Below are 20653 nucleotides of genomic sequence, written 5' to 3' on the forward strand. Positions count from 1 at the left end.
CCATGTGGAAAAAGATTCGGATTCTGATTTTATTAATCATCTTATTGATTGTCGCAGTCAATGCCTATCGTGATCAAAACCAGAACTGGTCAAAGCCGATTATTGTTTTGCTGCATCCGATTAGTGCTGATGGATTACCAACCACACAGAAATATATCCAGCAACTGTCAGTTCAGGACCTGAATGGAGCAAGGGAATATCTGGAAAAAGCAGCTCAGCAGTATCGCGGACAGCCGACTTATTTTTATTTTAATTTAGGCCGTGAGCTTAAAGTTCTACCGCCCAAAGTCCCTGAGCAGGCTTCGCTCATCAATACAGTTTTATGGAGTTTAAAATTCCGTTTCTATGCCTGGAAACAGCGACAGAGTTCAGATCCTTCAGCCAATGTGACTTTATTTTTAAATTACTATGATCCTGCGCAGACCAAGCAATTAAAGCATTCAACCGCCTTGCAAAAAGGCCGGATTGGTTCGGTGAATCTATTTGCATCCAAGCAACAGACTGAACAGAATAAAATTGTCTTGGTTCATGAATTGCTGCATGCCTTTGGTGCTTCGGATAAATACGATTTAGCGACAGGGCAACCGATTTATCCGCTGGGTTATGCATTTCCAGATCAGCAACCCTTATTTCCGCAATCCAAGGCGGAGCTGATGGCAGGGCATATTCCCCTGTCTCAAACTACCAGTAAAATGCCAGAATCTTTAAATCAAACCTTGATTAATGAGATAACTGCAATTGAACTGGGCTGGAAATAAAGACTTGTGGATAGTACTGGATTTATCCACAATTTAGACTTCATTTGTGGATAAAAGATTACATCATGCCGCTCACCTTTGTACTTGCTCCTGACTCATTTAAAGAAAGCATGTCTGCTGCGCGGGCTTGTCAGGCCATGCAACGCGGTATTCAGAACGTCATTCCGGATGCCCATATCATTCATGTGCCAATGGCTGATGGCGGTGAAGGCACGGTCGATGCATTGATTTCAAGTTTAAAGGGGCAAAGTATTGCATGTGAAGTGACCGGACCACTGCCTGAGCAACGTATTCAGACCTATTGGGGTTTGGTTGATCCAGGTCAAACTGCCGTGATTGAAATGGCCGAGGCCAATGGCATTCATTTATTGAAGCCTTCACAGCGTAATCCGATGCTCACTTCAACTTATGGCACAGGAGAAATGATCAAACAGGCATTGGACTTGAGTGTGAAAAAAATCATCATTGGGCTGGGTGGGAGTGTTACCAATGATGGTGGTGCCGGCATGGCACAGGCACTGGGTGTGCGGTTTCTAAATCATGCGGGTGAATTAATTCAGGTCTGTGGTGGAAACTTAGATCTGGTCAAATCAATGGATTTATCCGAACTTGATCCACGTTTAGCAGATACTGAAATAATCATTGCATCGGATGTCAACAATCCACTGTGTGGACCAAATGGTGCATCGATAATCTTTGGACCACAAAAAGGTGCAACGCCTGAAATGGTCAAGCAGTTGGATCAAAACCTCTGTCATTTCGCCGATGTGGTTGCTCAGCAGATTGGCTGTGATTATCGTCATGTGGCAGGTGCGGGCGCTGCCGGTGGATTGGGTTTTGGTTTAATGGCATTCACTGCTGCTTCCATTCGATCAGGTGTAGAGCTGATGATTCAACAGGTTCAACTCAACGAGAAAATAGCGCAAGCAGATCATGTGTTTACCGGGGAAGGTAAAATTGATTTTCAAACCAAATTTGGCAAAACGCCATTTGGTGTGGCGCAGGTTGCAAAACACTTCAATAAACCGGTGATTGCTTTTGCTGGTCTAGTCGGTGAAGGGATTGAGGATTTGTTTGAGTCAGGATTTAGCCAGATTGTTGGGATTAATCCGCCAGATTGTCCTTTAGAGGAAGCCTTAAATAATGCAGAAATGAACTTGGAGAAAGCTGTCGTTGAGATAGTTAAAAATCTTTTGACAGAGTGAAAGTATTTCTCTCTCCTGTAATCCAGCACGCCCTGTCGTTAGCTAATATCAAATCAGGAAATAAAATTGGAGACAGTTTCAGGACAACTGAAAAGCCATAATTCTGGAAGCGATCTGTTAAACTACATACATCCACAAAATGATGAGTGAAAATGAGTTTAGCCACCCTGATTGATGAATTAAACCCCCAACAAAAGCAAGCAGCGACCACAGAAGCAAAACACAGTTTGGTGCTGGCCGGGGCAGGTTGTGGCAAAACCAAGACTATCGTGGCACGCGCAGCTTACTTGATTGAGCAGGGTGTGCCTGCCAACCAGATTCAAATTCTGACCTTTACCCGCCGTGCAGCCAGTGAAATTGTGGCGCGTGTCGAACTTGCACTGGGTGAACAAGCCAAGGGACTGCGGGCCTCGACCTTTCATACCTTCTGTATGTATCTGCTGCGCCGTATTCCGAAAGCTTTTGGTCTGGAACAGTTTTCGATTATTGATCGTGATGATCAGTTGATGATGTTTCGTTTGATTCGCGGCCGTGATGACAAGAAAAATCCCAATCATCTGCCGAAGCCTCAAGAATTATGTGATTTGTATTCTTTTGCAAGGAATACCCGGCAAAAGCTCAGTCTGGCGCTGGAAAAACAGATGCCGGAATATCTGGCCTTAAAGGACCAGATTGCCGAAATTATGAAAGAATATGAAGCACGTAAGCAAGCGCGAAGTTTTCTGGATTATGACGATATTCTGGCGGTAGTAGCTACGGCGCTGGCACAGTCCGAAGGTCTGGTCGACTATGTCGCTTCAATCTGTCGGCATATGCTGGTCGATGAAATGCAGGATACCAATCCATTGCAATGGGCTTTGCTGGAGCCACTGAAAGACCGGATCAGCCTGTTCTGTGTCGGTGATGATGCGCAGTCGATTTATGGCTTTCGTGGTGCAGACTTTGAAAATATTCACTATTTCAAAGAACGTGTGCCAGATGCGCAGATTTTTAAATTAGAAAAAAACTACCGCTCGACCCAGGAAATTCTGGATCTGTCCAACTGGCTGCTCGATCAGTCTGAAATCAAATATGACAAACGTCTGGAAGCGTATCGCGGAGAAGGTGTAAAGCCGCGCATGCATATTTTCCCGAATGAGTTTGATGAAGCCAAATGGATCGCGATTGATATTAAAGAGCGTCATTATCTGCAAGGTAGTAAGTGGGGCGAGCATATGGTGCTGGTTCGTTCCAGTTTTGCCGCACGGCATATTGAGGCAGCCTGTATCGCGGCTAATGTGCCGTATCGCTTTATTGGTGGCATGAAGCTGCTGGAAACGGCGCATGTCAAAGATTTGCTCAGCATGCTGCGCGTAGTCGCCAATCCGCTGGATGATATCGCCTGGATGCGTTTCTTGACCCTGTGGAATGGTGTTGGTGATGTCGGTGCCAGTAAGCTATCGCAGCAGTTATTGGCTGAACCGGAAATGGAAGCTATTGCAGATAATTTGGAAAAATTTGGCAAGATACCATTAGAAACCATTCTGATCATGCAGCAGATGAGTGTGCTCAAAGGCGAAGTGCAAGCCTGTGTCGGTCTTGCGATTCAGGCGATTGAATCGCAGTTGGCGGAAAACTATAAAAAGGATTGGCCACGTCGCCAGAGTGATTTTGAACTGGTCAAACAGCTGGCCTCCAAGCATTCGCAGCTGAGTGAGTTTTTAGAGGAATATGTACTGGATCCGGTGTCAATCTCGGAAATTGAACGCCAGTCGGACCATGATGTGGTGACCTTGATTACCATTCACTCGGCCAAAGGCACCGAACAAAATGTTTGTTATGTGGCCAATGTCACGCCAGGCAATTACCCGCATGCACGTGCTCAGGGTGACTTTGATGATGTCGAAGAAGAACGTCGTGTGCTATATGTGGCGTTGACCCGGGCAAAAAATGAATTGATTCTGACCAAACAGAACCTGAATCATTGGGCGCGGGAAACGGTCGATGAGCAGGGGCGTAAAGTCGAAAGCTATTTCCTGAATGATCTCACCCGGCATTTATGCACCACAGAAACCCATTACAAGACCCGGCAGCAAACGGTAAAAAGTGCCTTGATTGAACGCAAGTCGATTAATTTAGATTTTGGGATTGATCTCGATTAAACTATGGCAAAGTTGTTTCATGCAAAAAGTAGAGTAGGCGCGTGCTTTTTGATATTTTTTGCCTATCTTCTTAAGGTTGTAAGATGAAAATTTTAGTTCGTAATTTAGAACGTACGGTCACAGAAGCCGAATTACTGAAACTGTTCCAGGAATATGGCACAGTGGAGACCTGTACTTTGGTGCTTGATGCAGCAACAGGCAAATCAAAAGGTTTTGCTTTTGTAGAAATGCCGCATGGCCGTGAAGCAGTCAAAGCCATTAAAGGCCTGAACACTTTACGCCTACACGGACATGGCATCCGCGTGAAAGCCGTAGAAGACAAGCCTCAGGCTTAAACTCAAAAAAGGAGCACTTGATAGGCTCCTTTTTTTATGGCTACAATTTAGTATCGCCGTACTTAATTAGTGAGCTCAATGCTCTGAATTTCAGTGCTGGATGGATTCAGTCTAAACATCTTTTGATTGCGAAATGCAGGCGAACCTTTTACTTTATAAAAGCCAAAATTTGTTTTAAACCTTAGGAAATCTCGATGACCCGTGTTGCTCGCTATCATGCGGACCGTACCAATCAAAAACTGTATTTTGCCCGTCTATCCTGCCAGCAAGCAGAGCAAACTGAACATGTACAACAGGCTCAGGCACAACGTGAAGCAACTGTGTTTCATTTGCATGGTGCTTTGTTAGCATTTTTACAGGAACTGGTGCGTTACTATCGCCTGAATGATCCTCATCCGACGCTAAAATCGATCGAAGAATTGATGGCGGCCAAAGGCCAAATTTCGCCAGAAGTGGCGGTGCTGCAACATTTATCCAAGAGTGGTTTCATTGCTGAACTGAAACGCGCTTACCGTCTGTGCCAGTATGCGCCCGAACCAAGTACCCCAGAACCTGAAGACGAAACCTCCTCAAATCTCATCATTAAAGTCACACAGTCTCCACAAGCATGGTTACCTGATACTGCTATATTGAGGGAGTGGCATCGTGACCTGACGCAATTAATTGATGGTTTTCGTAGTGAGATGATTGAATTTTAATCGGATCGGCTGTACTTGAAATTGCAATTTTTAACCCTATATCAATTACTCTAATGATGCAAAGTGCACCCGGCGCTTTGCCACCATGTTGAACATGGAGGATATATGTCTATAGAACAGTTGAAAGATTTATTTGGTAATCAAGACGCGATTTTAGAACTCGTTCAACTTGAAGGTGGCGCGTTGGCTCTACGCAATGCAGGCTCACATAAACAGCCTTTGGTAATGATTCAATTTAATGATGAGGTGAAAGCTCTACTTGGAGAGCAGACGCCCGTGATTGCGCAACAGATGATTCAGGCAGCACTCTATGGCTTGCTGGAACAGCAGGTCAATGAATGGCAGGCTGAAGTTGTGGATGAAGAACCAAAGTATATGAGTTAATCGTTGAAATTTATTTAGAAAGCACACTATCGGTGTGCTTTTTGAGTTTTATAGGTTATTAAATTAGGCAGATTTTAAGTATCACAAAAACGTTCATTTAAAATGAAGATGAAAAATCAGTATTTTAAAATTTAAGTCGTGAGCAGTCTGAAGCCAGTGTGTTAATAAAATATTTGGCTCAGAGATATATTGATGTACATAAAAAAAGTTGCCAGATCCGGCAACTTTTTTATTCAGTGTTTATTCAAAGAAAAACTTTAATGAGAAGGCGTATGCTGATGCGCGATCTCAATCTGATTCAAAATATGATTGCTCATATTTTTCGCCATTTCTTCTTTGGCATAATAAACCGCACCGACATTATCCCGACGAATGGCTTCAGCTTCTTCCTTGCTTTCTGCACAGACCAGTACCTGAATTTGTGGATTCAAGGTCTTGGCAATGTCCACGATTTTATGAATATCGATAATATCCATAGGAGAGATAACCAGTAAGCGCGCATGTTGAATATGTGCTTGAATCAGTACTCCGGCTTCAGTGGCTACACCAGACACTGCAGCAATGCCTTTTTCACGTAGGTTTTCGACGATGTCACGGTTTTCTTCGGCAATCACCACCTTAATGTTTTCTTCCATCAATGAGCGGGTAATGCGACGTCCCACCTCACCATGGCCAATAATGACCACCTGATCGCGCAGGTAATCCTGTGAGACTTCATCCGGTAACATTGCCAAAGGGTCACCACTGCGTTCCAGTAAGCGGGCCAGAGTCGAGCGTTCCCGAATCCATTTCTGTACCGGCTCAATCGCGGAAAAGATAAAGGAGTTAAGCGTAATCGAAATTAAGGCACCTGCCAGAATCAGGTTTTGACCTTCCAGCGAAAGCAGATTGAGCGAAACACCGAGTGCAGCCAAAATAAAGGAGAACTCACCAATCTGTGCCAGAGAAGCACCGACGGTCAAAGCGGTATTGATCGGATAACGGAAGAACAGCACCAGTGCCATCGCGGCAATAGTTTTACCAATCATGATAATCCCGACCACGGCCAGTACATGTAAAGGCTGTTCCAGCAGGATGCGCGGATCAAACAGCATGCCGACGGAGACAAAGAATAAAATCGAGAAAATTTCACGCAGTGGCAAGGTTTCTTCTTCGGCACGATGACTAAAATCGGACTCTTTCACCACCATTCCGGCAAAGAAAGCACCCAGTGCCATCGACACGCCAAAGACTTTATAGGCACCAAAGGCGATTGAAACGGCGGCAGCCACCACTGTTAAAGTAAACAGCTCACGTGAACCAAGACGTGCCACGACCTGTATGATCATCGGAATCAAGCGTTTACCAATAATCAGCATGAAGGCAATAAAGCCTGCGACTTTAAGTAAGGTAATCCCTAAGGTAAGCCAGATATTCTCATCGCTTGCGCCTTCCAGCGCCTGCCCACCTAAAAGTACCGCAGTGGCAGGTAACAGTACCAGCGCCAAGACCATGACCAGATCTTCGACCAGCAACCAGCCAACAGCAATCCGGCCATTGATCGAATCGAGCAGGCCACGATCACCAAGGGCTTTGAGTAGAACCACGGTACTGGCACAGGACAGGCTTAGGCCGAAGACCAGCGCTGAACCAAAGCTCCAGCCCCACAGCATCGAAACTCCGACTCCGAGCAAGGTGGCAACTGCAATCTGTAAAATCGCACCAGGCAGGGCAATCCGGCGGACCTGCATCAGATCATTTAGGGAAAAATGCATTCCGACGCCAAACATCAGGAACATGACGCCTAATTCTGCCAACTGGTTGGCCAGATGAATATCACCGACCACACCGGGCGTGTGGGGACTAATCAGAATGCCGGCAATGAGATAGCCGATCAAAGGGGGGAGACGTAGCCGTGCAGCGAGATAGCCAAAGACCAAAGCTAAGCCAAAACCAACAGCCAGTAATATAATGAGCTCTACGTCATGTGGCACTAAATACTCCTTTAGCTAGGTTTGCTGGGAAATAAGCACAAAAAGTGCCAAAACATGCAGAAAGTTTATCAAGCCGGATAAAAAAAGTGCAAAAAAAACGACCCGCGAAGGTCGTTTTTTTAAAGAAACTAAAATTATTTGATTTTAGCTTCTTTGAAGATTACATGTTGACGGATTTTTGGATCAAATTTTTTGATTTCCATTTTTTCCGGCATAGTACGTTTGTTCTTAGTCGTGGTATAGAAATAACCTGTACCAGCTGAAGAAACTAAGCGAATTTTATCACGCATGGTTCAGACTCCTTAGATCTTTTGACCTTGAGCACGTAGGTCAGCAACAACCTTTTCAATGCCCAATTTGTCGATAATACGCATACCTTTAGTGGTTAAACGAAGACGTACAAAACGTTTTTCGCTTTCTAACCAGAAACGGTGGTGGTGCAGGTTCGGCTCGAACCGGCGCTTAGTTTTGTTGTTGGCGTGTGAGACGTTGTTACCAACGACTGGACGCTTGCCGGTAACTTGGCAAACCTTAGACATGGTGTAACTCCATTGATTTAGCCAACAGCAAATCTGTATGGCCAGTCAAAAATAAACGGATTGAAATCATTCAAGGGGCGTTTTATATCAAAAATGCGCTTAAAAGACAAGCGATTTTCGTCAAAACGCGGCACGAACTATATCGATAGCTCATGCCTTGATCATTTAGCGGAGAAGTGTCTTCGAAATCAGCTTGTGAATCGGTTTATTAAACGGTGGCAGAATGTATTTCAAGCTATACAGCTTTGGATTCGACATTACTGAGCGTTCATGCGACAAACTGAAGAAGCCTTCTGGGCCATGGTATTTACCCATACCTGATGCACCGACACCCCCAAATGGTAGATCGTCCTGCGCAACATGGGTCAGTACCGTATTTTGCCCGAAATGCCCTGAATGGGTACGCTGTGCGACATAATCGGCACGCGCCTGATCAAAGTCGAAGTAGTATAAAGCAAGTGGACGCGGACGGCTATTAATAAAGTCGATGACATCGTCAATTTGATCATATTCCATGATCGGCAACAGCGGACCGAAGATTTCATGCTGCATGATTTGCATCATCGGGGTGACATTGGTCACGATGGTCGGTGCAATCTTGCGCAGATCAGCCGAATTTTCACTACGCGGATTAATTTCAATGACTTGCGCACCCTGTTCACGCGCATCATCCAGATAGCCTTGCAGACGGTTATATTGTTTGACATTAATAATCGAGGTGTAATCCTGATTATGGGTGATATCCGGATACATGCTTTCGACACAGGCTTTAAAGTGATCAATGAACTCGGCAGTTTTTCCGAGAGGCAGGAACATATAGTCTGGCGCTACACAGGTCTGACCGGCATTCCAGAGTTTGCCCACCGCAATCCGCTGCGCGACATCGCGCAGATCAATCGATGGATGCACCAGTACTGGCGATTTACCGCCCAGTTCCAGAATCACCGGCACCAGATTTTCGGCAGCGGCTGCCATGACGGTTTTACCGACTGCAGTTGAGCCGGTGAAAATCAGTTTATCGAAAGGCAAACGACAGAAAGCATCTGAAATCACACCGCCACCATTCACCACAGCGACCAATTCTTTAGGGAAGGCTTCAGCCAAAGCTTTTTCTAAAACTTCACCAAAGGCAGCGGATGCACTGGAAATTTTGATCATGGCATGGTTGCCGGCCGCCAGTGCGCAAATCAGGGGGCCAATCGACAACAACAGCGGATAGTTCCATGGTGCGATAATCCCAACCACGCCTAAAGGCTGATATTGTACCCAGGCTTTGGCCGGCTGATGAATAATGCCGACATGACGCTTGGAGGGTTTCATCCACCGGGTCAGGTTTTTGCTGTAATATTTGATATGTTCCAGACAGGTGAGCAGTTCACCAATCTTGGTTTCCCCGATTGAACGGTTACCATAGTCCTGATTAATTGCATCAGCAAATTGATCTTGATACTTAACTAAGATACGCTTAAGTCGAGCTAAACGATCGATACGTTCCTTTGCAGTCGGCAGAGGGTAGTGTAAGTAAGCGTGTTTTTGTTGCGCCAAGACTTCATTCAGATATTGGCTATCAAAAAAATGTGGTGTCATTGATGTTGTTTTTGTGTGACTGTTCATGCCGCACTACCATTATTCAAAAATCGATTAATTAATTTTTAGAGCAAATACTCTAATTAGTCAAGTGACTTTGTGTGTTAGCCTGCTAATGCATGAACTGAATGGTTATTTTAGGATGTCCCAAACCAAAACCTTAAAAACTAAAGAGCGTATCTTGCAGCTCAGTTTGCAGCTGTTTAACGAGCGTGGCGAACGATCGGTAACCACCAATCACATTGCGGCTGAACTCGGCATGAGCCCGGGTAACCTGTATTATCATTTCCGCAATAAAAATGAAATTATTAAAGAATTGATGGAACAGTACCAGCACCAGACCCTGGAAATGCTGGCGCTGCCGGATGACCGTGCGCTGGATGCCAATGACAAGGTGCATTATTTTCAGGTACTGAGCAGCCAGTTATGGGCTTACCGTTTCCTGCATCGTGATGTCTATCATCTGGTAGAAAATAACGAAGATTTTCGCAAGATGTATCCACGCTTTGCAGGGCAGGTCATGCAGCAGGGCCAGAAAATCTATAAAGGCTTTGTTAATGCAGGCCTGATGGACATGACCGATTCAGAAATTGAAGCACTGATCATTAACCTGTGGATTGTACTGACCAACTGGACCAATTTCCTGTATATGTCAGGTCATTTGACCGATTCCAATACGCTGGAAGAAAAATGGGTCTGGCAGGCACTCCGTCAAATGGTATTCCTGGAAGGGGCGTATTTACGTGGTGAAAGTCGTCAAACCTATGAAGGTTTATTGAGTAGTTTGGGCTCTTCGGAACTTTTTGCCAGCCTGTCGTCGTCTAAAGATTCTGAATCTGAACAAACTATTCAGAATATCCAAGAAACGCGCTAGAATACTCGGCTTATTTTTTAATTTAACTGATTAGTGACTTAAATCAACATGAATATGACGACTGCTAACACCGCACGTTTATTGATTACTTGTGAAGACAAGCCGGGCATCGTGCAGGCTGTTTCGAGCTTCTTGTATCATCAAGGTGCCAACATTACTGCGCTTGACCAATATGCGACAGCAGCGCAGGGCGGACGTTACTTCATGCGCGTTGAATTTGAATTAGATAATCTTCAAAGTCGTAAAGAAAGTATTACCCAGACTTTTGCAGCGAATGTGGCAGAACGCTATGGCATGCAATGGCGTCTGGCTCTGGTCAGTGACGTGAAAAAAGTCGGTATTCTGGTGTCTAAGGTCGATCATGCCTTGCTTGAGCTGTTATGGCGTCATGCGCGTGGTGGCCTACCTTGTGAAATTACCAAAGTGGTATCGAATCACGAGACTTTACGCGAAGCAGTTGAAAACTTTGGCATTCCATTCGAAGTCGTGCCGGTGACCAAAGACAACAAACCTGAAGCTTATGCAGAAATCGACCAGTTGATGCAGGGCAATGACTTACTGGTGCTGGCGCGTTATATGCAGATTCTGGATGAAGAATTTGTCAGCAAGTGGGAAATGAAAGTGATCAACATTCACCATTCTTTCCTGCCGGCTTTTGTAGGTGCCAATCCGTACAAACAGGCCTATGAAAAAGGCGTGAAGCTGATCGGTGCAACTGCGCACTATGTGACTGCTGATCTGGATCAAGGTCCGATTATTGAGCAGGATGTGGAGCGCGTGAACCATGACTTTACTGTTGAGCAGTTACGTGAACTCGGTCAGGACGTAGAACGTAATGTATTGGCCCGTGCGGTAAAATGGCATCTGGAAGACCGTATTATTGTCGATGGCAACAAGACTGTCGTGTTCCAATAAGACTTGCATTGAGTTTTAAAAAGGCATACTTTTAGTGTGCCTTTTTTTGTTTTGATGCAAAAAAAGTCAGTCAAAGGTAGGATTAGCGGTTGCAAATGAAAACACTTCTCATTTATTATTGACATACTTTAATTGTGCTAACCGATGAGCTTGATAGTTTGTTCCACATCATCTCCTCAAGGTAATAGATTTAATGAGTCAAGTTGCTGCGCCCCAAATGCCTACACCGCCGAATCAGATGAAAAAGAAAGTCATCTCTATCGTGGCGGCTGTACTGGTTGGGCATGTGGGTGTGTTATATGCGATCAGCCAGATGAAAGCACCTGAGCTGACACCTATTGATAAGCAACCCTTAAAAGTGCGCTTTGTTAAACTCCAGGAAGCGCCAAAACCTTTACCGCCAAAGCCGAAGGCCGAGCCACAAAAAGAGCCGCCTAAGCCTAAAGAAGTCAAAATTGTCGATAAACCGCTGCCACCACCACCGAAAAAAGTAGAAAAAATCGAGCAGGTGAAAAAGGCTGAAGCGCCAAAAGTGGTTAAAGCACCACCAGTTGAAGCAAAACCAACCCCAAGTCCGGTTGTACCGACAGTGGTCACTGAAACTAAAATTAAACCGGCACCTGCTCCGGTCGCGCCACCTGCGCCTGTGACACCGCCAGCACCTGCTGCTGCGCCATCCCCGAAAAGTGTATCAATTGGTGGGGGCGTGTCCTGGCAGCGTTCACCAAAAGTCTCACTCTCTGCAGGTGAATTAAAATCAGCCTGTTCACTGGTAGTAGATGTTTCAGCGAATGAGCAGGGTAAAGTGGTCTCTGCGACTGCACGAAATTCAAGTTGTAGCCCGGCGGTAACGCGCAAAGTAGAAGCAGCGGTACGTCGTGCACAACTCACCAAATATGTTGAAAATGGTGTGGCTTATCCAACACGCGTGGAACAGCCTTTCGATTTTCAGGTTAAATAACGGCTCACCCATTAGGAGTTCGAATATGAACTTTTCAGTTTATTGGCAACACGCTGATGCAGTCAGTAAAACGCTGTATTTCGTGTTATTGGCAATGTCGATTGCGACATGGACCATTTTTGTGCTGCGTTTGATGGGCACTCGCCAACTGAAACAGATTGCCTATACTCAGTTATCTAAGGCATTGGAGCAACTGAAAACCAAACTGGCTCCTTTGGGCTTTGAACAGCGTAAGGCAGTGGCAGAACAGGCGCTGTTACGCCAGATTTCAGCAGAAAAAGCCAATGCCGAAAAAGGTGTATCAGTTTTGGGTACCATCGCATCAATTTCTCCATTTGTCGGTTTGTTCGGTACTGTATGGGGTATCTTTCATGCGCTGGTTGCTGTTGGTAAAAGTGGTCAGGCCGGTCTGGCACAAGTAGCAACCCCAGTCGGTGAAGCATTGATTATGACTGGCTTAGGTCTGGCAGTCGCAATTCCTGCGGTACTGGCTTATAACATCTGTGTACGTGCTAATCGTGGCTTGGCACACGAGTTACAGGATCAGGCACACGGTCTGTTGATTGATACCATGCTGCAACAGGAATCTGCTGCAAAAAAGTCTGATGAAAAAGTAACACAACAGAGTTTCGTGGGAGGTCAAGCTTAATGGCTTTTCAACTGGGTGAAGACAACGATGTAGGCATGAATGAGATGAACCTCATTCCCCTCATCGACATTATGTTGGTATTGATGATCATCTTTCTGGTGACAGCGACCGTTGCGAACCCATCAATTCCATTAACCTTGCCACAAACGACTGCGGAGATTATCGATCTGCCGCCTGAAAATGTCACGATCAGCATCAATGCCGAAGGTGACATTGCCTGGAATGGCGATGTATTGACGCTAGAGCAGCTTGAAACCCGTTTTAATGAAGCGGGCCAAGCTGAACGTCAGCCGACCATTGTGCTGAAAGCGGATAAAGAATCACGTTATGACTCTGTGGCGCAAGTCATGTCGCGTGCGAGTGGAGCCGGACTCAGCGATATTGCTTTTGCAACTGATAACTAAGATTTAGGTAATAAAAAAAGCGACTGATTGCAGTCGCTTTTTTTATGCCCATTTTTCATGAAACTTAATGGGTTTTTAAGAGGGTCGTAAATTTGCTGCGTAATTTATTCAATTTTGGAGGAATGACAAAATTGCAATAGCCCTGGGTCGGGTTCTTGGCAAAGAAGTTTTGATGATAGTCTTCCGCCGGATAGAAAGTCGGGGCAGGACTGAGTTCAGTCACCATATTGATGCCATCGGCTTTCAGAGCATCGATCGCCTGCTGCGCCTGTTGCTGCTGTTCATCATTCAGATAATAAATCACAGAACGATACTGGGTGCCGACATCATTGCCTTGACGGTTTAATGTGGTTGGATCATGGGTCGCAAAAAAGACATCGAGCAATTGGTTATAGTTAATCTGGTTTTCATCGAAATCGATCAGAATGACTTCGGCATGGCCGGTATTGCCACCACAGACATCATCATAGTTTGGCTCAGTCGTATGACCACCTGCGTAACCGCTGACGACTTGCTGAACTCCCTGAATCTGTAAAAATACGGCTTCAGTACACCAAAAGCATCCCCCACCGAAAAGTGCCTGTTGCATGGTTGATTCCTCATTCAATTAAATAACTCAATCGGGCTGATGGTTAAATTCCAGCTCATCAGTATGAAAGATAAAAAAGCCTGTCCATACAGGCTTTTTGTTGTAGGGAAGTATTAACGCGGCTGAACAGCACTTTCCAGCTGGATCAAGAGATTTCCATGGCGATCCAGTAATTTTAAGGTTTTACCAAACACTTGATAATGAGTCACTTTGGCTAAAGCTTCATTAAATTTCTGATCAAGCTGATCGTTGTTCATGCAAGCCATACGGGTAGTGGCCATCTGGCTCAGGGTCAGCGTGTCTTTTGCTGCTGTATAGCTACCCATAATCCGGTTACAGCTATCTGAACCTGAAACGCGCTGGGTACTGGCATCAAATTGCAGACTCGGAACATTGCGTGCGGTTGGCGCAGTCTTGATTTCAGTATTGCCAATCTGGGTCGCAATCCAGGTACGATTTTGCAAAAGTTGTAAATGATTCACGGTTTGTGTCGTGGCTGTATTAGGCACAGTTTCGCAGCCCATGACCGTTAAAACCGAGCCTAAAATCGCGATTGCAGTTAATTTTTTTAGCATGAGAGATACTCTGATCATTGACTAGCTGTTTGTATATAAACAAAAAAATGATCAAGGTTCCAGTTGATTTTGTATCTTTATTGAAGTGGATTTGCTACACAGTTATTGCATGTCGGGTTTTGGTAGACCTTGTCGCATGAGTCTTGAATAGTCCTGACTGGAGAGATTAGCGGTGCGTTCTACCCGTGGATTGACATGTGCCCGTTGATACCAAGTGTGCATATCCCAAGACTGTTCCAGTACTTTAAGATCATAGAGATAATTCGGTAAATAGCCGGAGGCCAGCAACCGGTAATCTGAGGGTAGCTGTTGTTGCGATATCGCCTGAACCATATCAAAGACTAGTGTGGTGCAATTACTGGTCAGGGTATTGTACCATTTTGGCTTTTGGGCCAGCTCATCGGCCTGACGTAGATATTCCTTGAATAGCGCTTTAGCCTGAGCTTGCGGCATTTTGACTGGGAAAAAATAGACCTGTTCACCACGGACATTGCTACGGGTATAGACAATATCCTTTTCATCCGATGCGACCAGACTCAGTTCATATTTTCGGAAAAAGCCACCAATCGCTGAAAACTCTTCATTCTTTTCCTTGCGGATTTCAATCGAGAAGGTGAGTGGCTTTTGATTGGCAAAATCGAAGCTGACCAGGGTATGGGCAATTTTAGGCCCCATCCAGTAGGAAGTAATGATGTTCACGCCAGTAATCTGATTCAGATCAAAACTGCGGCTTTCCCAGCGTTCGATATAGCGACCATCGGCCTGCCAGTCAAAGTTGCGGATATTATGTAAGGTAACCTGATCGCCTTGCTGCTCATAATGCAGAAGCTGGGAAACCTCAGGATTCCACTCTCGATCCTGACGCGCTTCCAGACTGAAATATCCTAGCAGACAGAATAAAAAGGCCAGAAGATAAAGAACGCTATCCACTTGGCGGGAGATCAGATGCCGGGTGAAATAAATCCCGAGAACGACCAGCGCAAAGGTCAGCCAGAGTCCAATCAGCATCAAGCTGCCGATTTTTCCGAGGGGTTGATGAACCCAGAGCATCAGGCTGAACCACAGGCTCGACAGAAGGACGAATAAAGTAAACAGGCTGCCCAGTAGCCACAGACTCCAATGTCTGGAGATGTATTCGCGTCCCTGCATCATCACTTTTTCATGAGAAATAGGCTTTATTTTCTATAGGTTGCGAACTCAAAAGCAATGCCGGTTTTGTCGTCGATATGTTGCTCGGCAGCGACTTTTTTAAATTCTGCTGGAATCGCTGCATAATAGGCATCGCCCTGTACATCCAGTTCGACATGGGTCAGTTCCAGACGGTCTGCAATATCCATAGTCTGTTTAAAGATTTCACCACCACCAATGATGAAAATGGTTTCAGGTTTTTCTGAAGCCTTTACATCTGCAACGGCCTGACTCAGCGCATCTTCAATGCTATAAGCGACTTTGGTGCCTGCAAATGCCCAGTCTGGATCACGGGTAATGACCCAATTCACCCGTTTAGGCAAGGTACGTCCCATCGATTCTAGTGTCTTGCGACCCATCACCACCACACCGCCTTGGGTGATTTCCTTGAAGTGTTTCAGGTCGGCAGAGATATGCCAAGGTAGGTCATTGCCCTTGCCGATACAACGCTGCTGATCCATGGCAACGACGTGTACAACTTCTAAATCTTGAAATGACATGTATTGAATCCTTCTTATCAAGCCCAAAGTCCTTCGTGTAATTTTTTACTGGTACGAAAGAAAGGTTAAAAATCTATATTGATTGCCTTCATGCTTTAGGGCTAGGAATATATTTTGAAAGGAGGTGGCGATTCACGCGTGGTAAAAAACCTCTTCCTAGCCCTCTCCTAGGAGGAGGGGGAACTTTATAATAAAGAAAATTAAACAGCGACAGGGGCTTTAATTCCTGGATGAGATTCATAACCGACAATTTCGATATCTTCAAATTTGAAATCGAACAGGTCTTTAATCTCGGGATTTAGTTTTAATTGACAAAGGCCGAGTGGCTCACGGCTGAGCTGTAATTGTGCCTGTTCAAAATGGTTGCTGTACAAGTGGGTATCGCCACCAGTCCAGACAAAGTCACCAACCTCCAGATCACAGACTTGCGCGATCATATGCGTCAACAAGGCATAGCTGGCAATATTAAATGGCACACCCAAAAATACATCAGCACTGCGCTGATACAACTGACAAGACAATTTTCCATTGTGTACAAAGAACTGGAACAGGGTATGGCAAGGGGGTAATGCGACCTGACCTGCTTCATTCGGGTTCCAGCCAGAGATAATCAGACGACGCGAATTTGGATTGGTTTTAATTTCATTGATCAACCATTTGATCTGGTCAAAACCGTCCTGATTATAGCTATTGTCTGCATTTTTGCTGGCACCAAAATTACGCCATTGGTGACCGTAAACTGGACCAAGTTCGCCTTCAGGACGGCCAAAACGCGCAGTCTGTTCTGCGGTCGCCCATTCGTCCCAAATCGAGACTTTATTGTCTTTTAAATATTGAACATTGGTATCGCCTTTCAGAAACCACAACAATTCAATCACGATAGAACGGAAATGAACTTTTTTGGTGGTGAGTAAAGGAAAACCTTGGGAAAGATCAAAGCGCATCTGATGACCAAATACCGAACGTGTACCTGTACCGGTACGGTCGCCTTTATCGCCGCCGTTGTCGAGGATATGTTGTAAAAGGTCAAGATATTGGCGCATAGTTCTCTCTATTTGAATCTGTTGAAAATCGCCGTTTTAACAGCAGAATGGATTATTTTATAATCAATTTTCTGTCGAAAGGGACAATTTAAATTGCGCACATCATAGCATTTTTTGATGAGCTTTCATCGCCCAAATTGAGAATAAAAAAGACCTCCTGATAGAGGTCTTTTGATTGCAGTTTAAGCGGTTTTATGGCCCGTATGGACGGTATGAATCAGATCAGACAGATCATATCCCAAAGATTCTGCATAACTTAAATATTCGCGTTGAATGGTTTCATCCAGACTGGTACCGCGATGCAGTAGCCATAAATATTCTTTATTCGGTTCGCCTACAAGCGCGGTCTGATAATCGGGGTCGATTTTTAATACCCAGTAATCACCCTTGATGAACGGAATCCAACGCAGGCCTTCAGGTAAAAAGCTGACTTCGAGCTTGGCATGTTCTGCATCGACAATGGTCGCTTCAGCAATGGCTTCATCCAGTTTGCCATCGCCATCCAGACAACGGTTTTGAACCCGAACCTTGCCATTTTCATTCAAGCTATATACCGCAGAAATATCGGTGCTGTCTTCAGGTTGATGTTTCATCGGCAAGCGTGCAATTTCATACCAGGTGCCTAAATATTGTTCTAAATTAAAATTTGAAACGGCACTTAAAGTCTGACTCATTTTTCTTCTCCGTTTAGTTCAATATTTAAAGTTTAGTTCAAGGTTTAAAAATGCCGCATCAGTGTAATACAGGCGGTAAAGCTCAAAATGATGTAATCATGTAGTGAAATACTGTCTGAAAATGGCCGAGCTACAGACTAAATCCACACGTTTGAGTAGAAAAAAGTAACGGCTCATTTTCTCTATTTCAGGCTGAAAACGCTTTGCAAGGCGTCGGAGTTAGCTTTGCTTTACATTTTTTTTTGCAAAGATAATGGGTTTTGTAACTGTATTAGAAAGAACGGCTTAATTTGAATGCCGGAAAAATAGACAAATTTATTTACATTTTTAATGTGAAAGATAACATTTAAACGACTAGTATTCTCGGCTTGTTAACAATATGAAAGCCTAAATTACAGGCGAGGAGCGGTTGTTAAGGCATGATCTATGATCATCAAGTAAACATGAGCGAAGTATATGCTCCTGTCCAAGCGAATATCATGGTGCGTTCCCAATCGGAGCAAAGACCTAAAAAGTCATCCCAAAAAGCCACTGTCCGTAACGCTTCAGGCGTAAGCAATGGCCATCGTATCAATATCGAGAAATTTACCAGTTATCTGCAAGGCATTACCCGAAATACCAGTACACAGAAATGTGCGCGCAGTATTCGTGTCGGTCTGCAATCTTCTGGTGCGAAAATTGTGAATCATCCGGTCGCAGCAGCAGATTGGGGAAGTACCCTGATGCAGCTGGGTTATAAGAAAATTAATGCTTCTTTTGATCGGCCGAAAAAAGGCGATATCTATATTATTGACCGTACTCAGGGACATAAATATGGACATATCGCGGCTTATTCAGGTAGTGCCTGGGTATCGGATTTTAAACAGCGAGATCATGCGGTTTATCGCAATAAAAACGTGACTTATAGTTACTATCGTCTGGAAACTTACTTCTAAGAAAACACTGCGAAGTGATCATTCCTCAAAACGCTTCGCACGGCTTTCATAGATTGAAACGATAAATAATCCAATCGCGGCAAAGCCAAGACATTGCAGACCCAAGGCAAATTTGCCCCATTGCTGGTGCTGTTCTGGTAAATAGCCAAACAGGGTAATTAAGGCAATGATGGGGATGACCCGGCTCAAGGCGCTAAAGCCATTTGCATAGGGATTGGATTTTGAGATTTTCAGGCGGAAATGGTGTAGTAAATGCACGACAATTCCAATCGCTAAACTCACCCCCACAAATACCGGATCTAACTGGGCCACAGTCGATGCTGTATAAATCAAAATACAGGTCGCGATGATGGCGATGAGTTTGATTTGACGGCTACAGCGTTCCGAATACCAGAACTCAAGCATGAGGTGAACCTGCATCTGATTTGTTCTGATTGAGCAGGGACAGTGGAGAAAACAGACAAATTGCCAGTGCCATAAAGGCAATGCCTTGTGCACCCGGAATCAGGATTTCGCCCTGTTGCATATTCATAAAAACTAAAGCAATCAATAAGGCAATTGGAATCCAGGTCAGTAATCTATACAGCAAACCGGTCGGATTTTTGCTGGCAAAGTGGATTTTGCAGTAACGACAGATCAGAAAAATGATGCCGGTACCGACAAACATCAAAATAGAATCTAAGGGCAGCGGTTCCATCCAGTACAAGCCTGCAGCTGTCGCTGCAATCACAATAAAGATCAACAGTTTTTTGAGAACAGACACCTGCGGATTAAACCAGAACTCAAGCATAATGATGAAAGAATAGAAGAGATAATCGGCACTTTAGCATATTTTGAGTATAAAAAAGCGAGGCCTCTGCCTCGCTAAATTACGCGATTTTCTCAGCTATTTTTTTGTGGACCCCAGTCATATATTTTCTTCTGGTAGGCATACCACATCATCCATAAGCCAATCAGGATCATTGGTAGGCTCAGGAATTGTCCTTTGCTCATCCAGCCAATAAACAGTTGGCCATTGTCCGGCTCACGGAAGAACTCAACCACAAAACGTGCCAGGCCATAACCGATCAGGAACAGCGCAGAAACTGCCATACGTGGACGTGGCTTCGAGCTGAACCACCACAGTACAATAAACAGGATCAGGCCTTCACATAGTGCCTGATAGAGTTGAGATGGATGACGAACCAGTTGCAGCGGATCAGTCGGGAAAATCATGCCCCAGGCAAAGTTTGGGTCGGTGACCTGACGGCCATACAGTTCGCCACCTATAAAGTTACCAATCCGGCCAAACATCAAGCCTGTCGGTACGCAAGGTGCGATAAAATCCAGAGTCTGGAACCAGGTCATCTTATATTTCTTGCACCACCACAACATGGCCAGAATGACCCCGAGGAAACCGCCATGGAAACTCATACCGCCGGTCCAGATCTGGAACAGCCATAAAGGATCGGCCAGGAACTGGGAAAAACCGTAGAAGAAGACATAACCGACACGGCCACCGATGATCACACCGAGTGCACCGAAGAAAATCAGGTCAGACACCATATCCGGTGTCCAGCCACGTTGTTTGGCGCGAAACGTCGCCAATCCCCAGGCAAATAAAAATGCCAGTAAGTACATCAGTCCATACCAGTGGACTTGTAAGGGCCCGAGCGAAATCGCGACGGGATCAATATTGGGATAGGTGAGCATTCCTGTTCCTTGTGATTCTGTTTTGCACAGATTT

The 20653-nt window shown here is 45.0% G+C and carries 25 protein-coding genes; 12 read left to right on the plus strand and 13 right to left on the minus strand.

The genetic code is table 11. From position 1 onward, the window contains the following. Window positions 1-2 precede the first annotated feature (2 nt). From MWG72_RS03305 to MWG72_RS03330, 6 genes are all read left to right on the plus strand, one after another. Complete coding sequence (locus tag MWG72_RS03305) at window positions 3-758, plus strand: hypothetical protein (protein ID WP_247143225.1); 756 nt, start codon at window positions 3-5, stop codon at window positions 756-758. 65 nt (window positions 759-823) lie between these two features. Next, window positions 824-1963 carry a glycerate kinase gene (locus MWG72_RS03310; protein WP_247143226.1) on the plus strand — a complete coding sequence of 380 codons (1140 nt, stop codon included), beginning with the start codon at window positions 824-826 and terminating at the stop codon, window positions 1961-1963. 152 nt (window positions 1964-2115) lie between these two features. Continuing rightward, complete coding sequence (locus tag MWG72_RS03315) at window positions 2116-4104, plus strand: ATP-dependent helicase (protein WP_247143227.1); 1989 nt, start codon at window positions 2116-2118, stop codon at window positions 4102-4104. A gap of 83 nt (window positions 4105-4187) precedes the next feature. Further along, entirely contained in the window at window positions 4188-4439 is a 252-nt protein-coding gene (locus MWG72_RS03320) for an RNA recognition motif domain-containing protein (RefSeq protein WP_148334742.1), read from the plus strand. A gap of 194 nt (window positions 4440-4633) precedes the next feature. Continuing rightward, a complete protein-coding gene (locus tag MWG72_RS03325) occupies window positions 4634-5137 on the plus strand; it encodes a DUF6586 family protein (RefSeq protein ID WP_148334743.1) in 504 nt (167 codons plus the stop codon). Window positions 5138-5242: 105 nt separating this feature from the next. After that, a complete protein-coding gene (locus tag MWG72_RS03330) occupies window positions 5243-5521 on the plus strand; it encodes a hypothetical protein (RefSeq protein ID WP_004278462.1) in 279 nt (92 codons plus the stop codon). A 257-nt stretch (window positions 5522-5778) separates the two neighbouring features. Here the strand turns inward: MWG72_RS03330 and MWG72_RS03335 are convergent, their stop codons facing one another. The 4 genes from MWG72_RS03335 to MWG72_RS03350 form a co-directional block, all read right to left on the minus strand. After that, complete coding sequence (locus tag MWG72_RS03335) at window positions 5779-7494, minus strand: cation:proton antiporter (protein ID WP_180180908.1); 1716 nt, start codon at window positions 7492-7494, stop codon at window positions 5779-5781. A gap of 134 nt (window positions 7495-7628) precedes the next feature. After that, window positions 7629-7784, minus strand: coding sequence for a 50S ribosomal protein L33 (rpmG, locus tag MWG72_RS03340; RefSeq protein ID WP_001205031.1), 156 nt, complete (start codon window positions 7782-7784; stop codon window positions 7629-7631). Window positions 7785-7796: 12 nt separating this feature from the next. Next, complete coding sequence (gene rpmB, locus MWG72_RS03345; protein ID WP_000048256.1) at window positions 7797-8033, minus strand: 50S ribosomal protein L28; 237 nt, start codon at window positions 8031-8033, stop codon at window positions 7797-7799. A gap of 165 nt (window positions 8034-8198) precedes the next feature. Then, window positions 8199-9647, minus strand: a complete 1449-nt coding sequence (locus MWG72_RS03350) for a coniferyl aldehyde dehydrogenase (RefSeq protein ID WP_004278439.1) — start codon at window positions 9645-9647, stop codon at window positions 8199-8201. 115 nt (window positions 9648-9762) lie between these two features. Here MWG72_RS03350 and MWG72_RS03355 point away from each other — a divergent pair, with 115 nt between their 5' ends. The 5 genes from MWG72_RS03355 to MWG72_RS03375 all read left to right on the plus strand — a co-directional run bounded on the left by MWG72_RS03355 (window position 9763) and on the right by MWG72_RS03375 (window position 13423). Next, the gene (locus MWG72_RS03355) at window positions 9763-10494 is read left to right on the plus strand and encodes a TetR/AcrR family transcriptional regulator (RefSeq protein WP_034437998.1); all 732 of its coding nucleotides are present in this window, start codon (window positions 9763-9765) and stop codon (window positions 10492-10494) included. 48 nt (window positions 10495-10542) lie between these two features. Then, window positions 10543-11409: a formyltetrahydrofolate deformylase gene (gene purU, locus MWG72_RS03360; protein WP_004278437.1), complete on the plus strand. Its 867-nt coding sequence runs from the start codon at window positions 10543-10545 to the stop codon at window positions 11407-11409. Window positions 11410-11602: 193 nt separating this feature from the next. Further along, complete coding sequence (locus MWG72_RS03365) at window positions 11603-12370, plus strand: energy transducer TonB (RefSeq protein WP_180087234.1); 768 nt, start codon at window positions 11603-11605, stop codon at window positions 12368-12370. A gap of 25 nt (window positions 12371-12395) precedes the next feature. After that, on the plus strand, window positions 12396-13019 hold the full coding sequence (locus MWG72_RS03370; RefSeq protein ID WP_247143228.1) for a MotA/TolQ/ExbB proton channel family protein: 624 nt from the start codon (window positions 12396-12398) through the stop codon (window positions 13017-13019). Beyond that, window positions 13019-13423, plus strand: coding sequence for an ExbD/TolR family protein (locus tag MWG72_RS03375; RefSeq protein WP_004278434.1), 405 nt, complete (start codon window positions 13019-13021; stop codon window positions 13421-13423). The genes MWG72_RS03370 and MWG72_RS03375 overlap by 1 nt, the downstream gene beginning before the upstream one ends. A gap of 64 nt (window positions 13424-13487) precedes the next feature. On the opposite strand, the gene msrA is transcribed toward MWG72_RS03375, so the two are convergent. The 6 genes from msrA to MWG72_RS03405 all read right to left on the minus strand — a co-directional run bounded on the left by msrA (window position 13488) and on the right by MWG72_RS03405 (window position 17992). Continuing rightward, window positions 13488-14012, minus strand: a complete 525-nt coding sequence (msrA, locus tag MWG72_RS03380) for a peptide-methionine (S)-S-oxide reductase MsrA (protein WP_155861704.1) — start codon at window positions 14010-14012, stop codon at window positions 13488-13490. Window positions 14013-14125: 113 nt separating this feature from the next. Then, window positions 14126-14587: an META domain-containing protein gene (locus tag MWG72_RS03385; protein WP_247143229.1), complete on the minus strand. Its 462-nt coding sequence runs from the start codon at window positions 14585-14587 to the stop codon at window positions 14126-14128. 102 nt (window positions 14588-14689) lie between these two features. Then, on the minus strand, window positions 14690-15739 hold the full coding sequence (locus MWG72_RS03390; RefSeq protein WP_247143230.1) for a DUF4105 domain-containing protein: 1050 nt from the start codon (window positions 15737-15739) through the stop codon (window positions 14690-14692). Window positions 15740-15762: 23 nt separating this feature from the next. Next, on the minus strand, window positions 15763-16275 hold the full coding sequence (locus MWG72_RS03395; RefSeq protein ID WP_247143231.1) for a dihydrofolate reductase: 513 nt from the start codon (window positions 16273-16275) through the stop codon (window positions 15763-15765). Between the two features lie 200 nt (window positions 16276-16475). Beyond that, window positions 16476-17318, minus strand: coding sequence for a thymidylate synthase (gene thyA / locus MWG72_RS03400; protein ID WP_004729505.1), 843 nt, complete (start codon window positions 17316-17318; stop codon window positions 16476-16478). A gap of 182 nt (window positions 17319-17500) precedes the next feature. Further along, complete coding sequence (locus MWG72_RS03405) at window positions 17501-17992, minus strand: lipocalin family protein (protein WP_247143232.1); 492 nt, start codon at window positions 17990-17992, stop codon at window positions 17501-17503. 419 nt (window positions 17993-18411) lie between these two features. Between MWG72_RS03405 and MWG72_RS03410 the strand changes: the two genes are divergently transcribed. Further along, a complete protein-coding gene (locus tag MWG72_RS03410; RefSeq protein ID WP_005107935.1) occupies window positions 18412-18927 on the plus strand; it encodes a hypothetical protein in 516 nt (171 codons plus the stop codon). An 18-nt stretch (window positions 18928-18945) separates the two neighbouring features. On the opposite strand, the gene MWG72_RS03415 is transcribed toward MWG72_RS03410, so the two are convergent. From MWG72_RS03415 to lgt, 3 genes are all read right to left on the minus strand, one after another. After that, on the minus strand, window positions 18946-19332 hold the full coding sequence (locus MWG72_RS03415; protein WP_247143233.1) for a hypothetical protein: 387 nt from the start codon (window positions 19330-19332) through the stop codon (window positions 18946-18948). Then, complete coding sequence (locus tag MWG72_RS03420; protein ID WP_005107933.1) at window positions 19325-19717, minus strand: hypothetical protein; 393 nt, start codon at window positions 19715-19717, stop codon at window positions 19325-19327. Before MWG72_RS03420 ends, MWG72_RS03415 begins: the two co-directional genes overlap by 8 nt. Before the next feature lie 92 nt (window positions 19718-19809). Then, window positions 19810-20619 carry a prolipoprotein diacylglyceryl transferase gene (lgt, locus tag MWG72_RS03425; protein ID WP_005107931.1) on the minus strand — a complete coding sequence of 270 codons (810 nt, stop codon included), beginning with the start codon at window positions 20617-20619 and terminating at the stop codon, window positions 19810-19812. Between the last annotated feature and the right edge of the window lie 34 nt (window positions 20620-20653).

The organism is Acinetobacter lwoffii (assembly GCF_022967985.1).
GTDB lineage: Bacteria > Pseudomonadota > Gammaproteobacteria > Pseudomonadales > Moraxellaceae > Acinetobacter.

What these genes read in the sequence shown, in the direction of transcription:
- MWG72_RS03305 (WP_247143225.1), top strand. Translation starts at nt 3, where the DNA reads ATGTGGAAAAAGATTCGGATTCTGATTTTATTAATCATCTTATTGATT.
- MWG72_RS03310 (WP_247143226.1), top strand. Translation starts at nt 824, where the DNA reads ATGCCGCTCACCTTTGTACTTGCTCCTGACTCATTTAAAGAAAGCATG.
- MWG72_RS03315 (WP_247143227.1), top strand. Translation starts at nt 2,116, where the DNA reads ATGAGTTTAGCCACCCTGATTGATGAATTAAACCCCCAACAAAAGCAA.
- MWG72_RS03320 (WP_148334742.1), top strand. Translation starts at nt 4,188, where the DNA reads ATGAAAATTTTAGTTCGTAATTTAGAACGTACGGTCACAGAAGCCGAA.
- MWG72_RS03325 (WP_148334743.1), top strand. Translation starts at nt 4,634, where the DNA reads ATGACCCGTGTTGCTCGCTATCATGCGGACCGTACCAATCAAAAACTG.
- MWG72_RS03330 (WP_004278462.1), top strand. Translation starts at nt 5,243, where the DNA reads ATGTCTATAGAACAGTTGAAAGATTTATTTGGTAATCAAGACGCGATT.
- rpmG (WP_001205031.1), bottom strand. Translation starts at nt 7,784, where the DNA reads ATGCGTGATAAAATTCGCTTAGTTTCTTCAGCTGGTACAGGTTATTTC.
- rpmB (WP_000048256.1), bottom strand. Translation starts at nt 8,033, where the DNA reads ATGTCTAAGGTTTGCCAAGTTACCGGCAAGCGTCCAGTCGTTGGTAAC.
- MWG72_RS03350 (WP_004278439.1), bottom strand. Translation starts at nt 9,647, where the DNA reads ATGAACAGTCACACAAAAACAACATCAATGACACCACATTTTTTTGAT.
- MWG72_RS03355 (WP_034437998.1), top strand. Translation starts at nt 9,763, where the DNA reads ATGTCCCAAACCAAAACCTTAAAAACTAAAGAGCGTATCTTGCAGCTC.
- purU (WP_004278437.1), top strand. Translation starts at nt 10,543, where the DNA reads ATGAATATGACGACTGCTAACACCGCACGTTTATTGATTACTTGTGAA.
- MWG72_RS03365 (WP_180087234.1), top strand. Translation starts at nt 11,603, where the DNA reads ATGAGTCAAGTTGCTGCGCCCCAAATGCCTACACCGCCGAATCAGATG.
- MWG72_RS03370 (WP_247143228.1), top strand. Translation starts at nt 12,396, where the DNA reads ATGAACTTTTCAGTTTATTGGCAACACGCTGATGCAGTCAGTAAAACG.
- MWG72_RS03375 (WP_004278434.1), top strand. Translation starts at nt 13,019, where the DNA reads ATGGCTTTTCAACTGGGTGAAGACAACGATGTAGGCATGAATGAGATG.
- msrA (WP_155861704.1), bottom strand. Translation starts at nt 14,012, where the DNA reads ATGCAACAGGCACTTTTCGGTGGGGGATGCTTTTGGTGTACTGAAGCC.
- MWG72_RS03385 (WP_247143229.1), bottom strand. Translation starts at nt 14,587, where the DNA reads ATGCTAAAAAAATTAACTGCAATCGCGATTTTAGGCTCGGTTTTAACG.
- MWG72_RS03390 (WP_247143230.1), bottom strand. Translation starts at nt 15,739, where the DNA reads ATGATGCAGGGACGCGAATACATCTCCAGACATTGGAGTCTGTGGCTA.
- MWG72_RS03395 (WP_247143231.1), bottom strand. Translation starts at nt 16,275, where the DNA reads ATGTCATTTCAAGATTTAGAAGTTGTACACGTCGTTGCCATGGATCAG.
- thyA (WP_004729505.1), bottom strand. Translation starts at nt 17,318, where the DNA reads ATGCGCCAATATCTTGACCTTTTACAACATATCCTCGACAACGGCGGC.
- MWG72_RS03405 (WP_247143232.1), bottom strand. Translation starts at nt 17,992, where the DNA reads ATGAGTCAGACTTTAAGTGCCGTTTCAAATTTTAATTTAGAACAATAT.
- MWG72_RS03410 (WP_005107935.1), top strand. Translation starts at nt 18,412, where the DNA reads ATGATCTATGATCATCAAGTAAACATGAGCGAAGTATATGCTCCTGTC.
- MWG72_RS03415 (WP_247143233.1), bottom strand. Translation starts at nt 19,332, where the DNA reads ATGCTTGAGTTCTGGTATTCGGAACGCTGTAGCCGTCAAATCAAACTC.
- MWG72_RS03420 (WP_005107933.1), bottom strand. Translation starts at nt 19,717, where the DNA reads ATGCTTGAGTTCTGGTTTAATCCGCAGGTGTCTGTTCTCAAAAAACTG.
- lgt (WP_005107931.1), bottom strand. Translation starts at nt 20,619, where the DNA reads ATGCTCACCTATCCCAATATTGATCCCGTCGCGATTTCGCTCGGGCCC.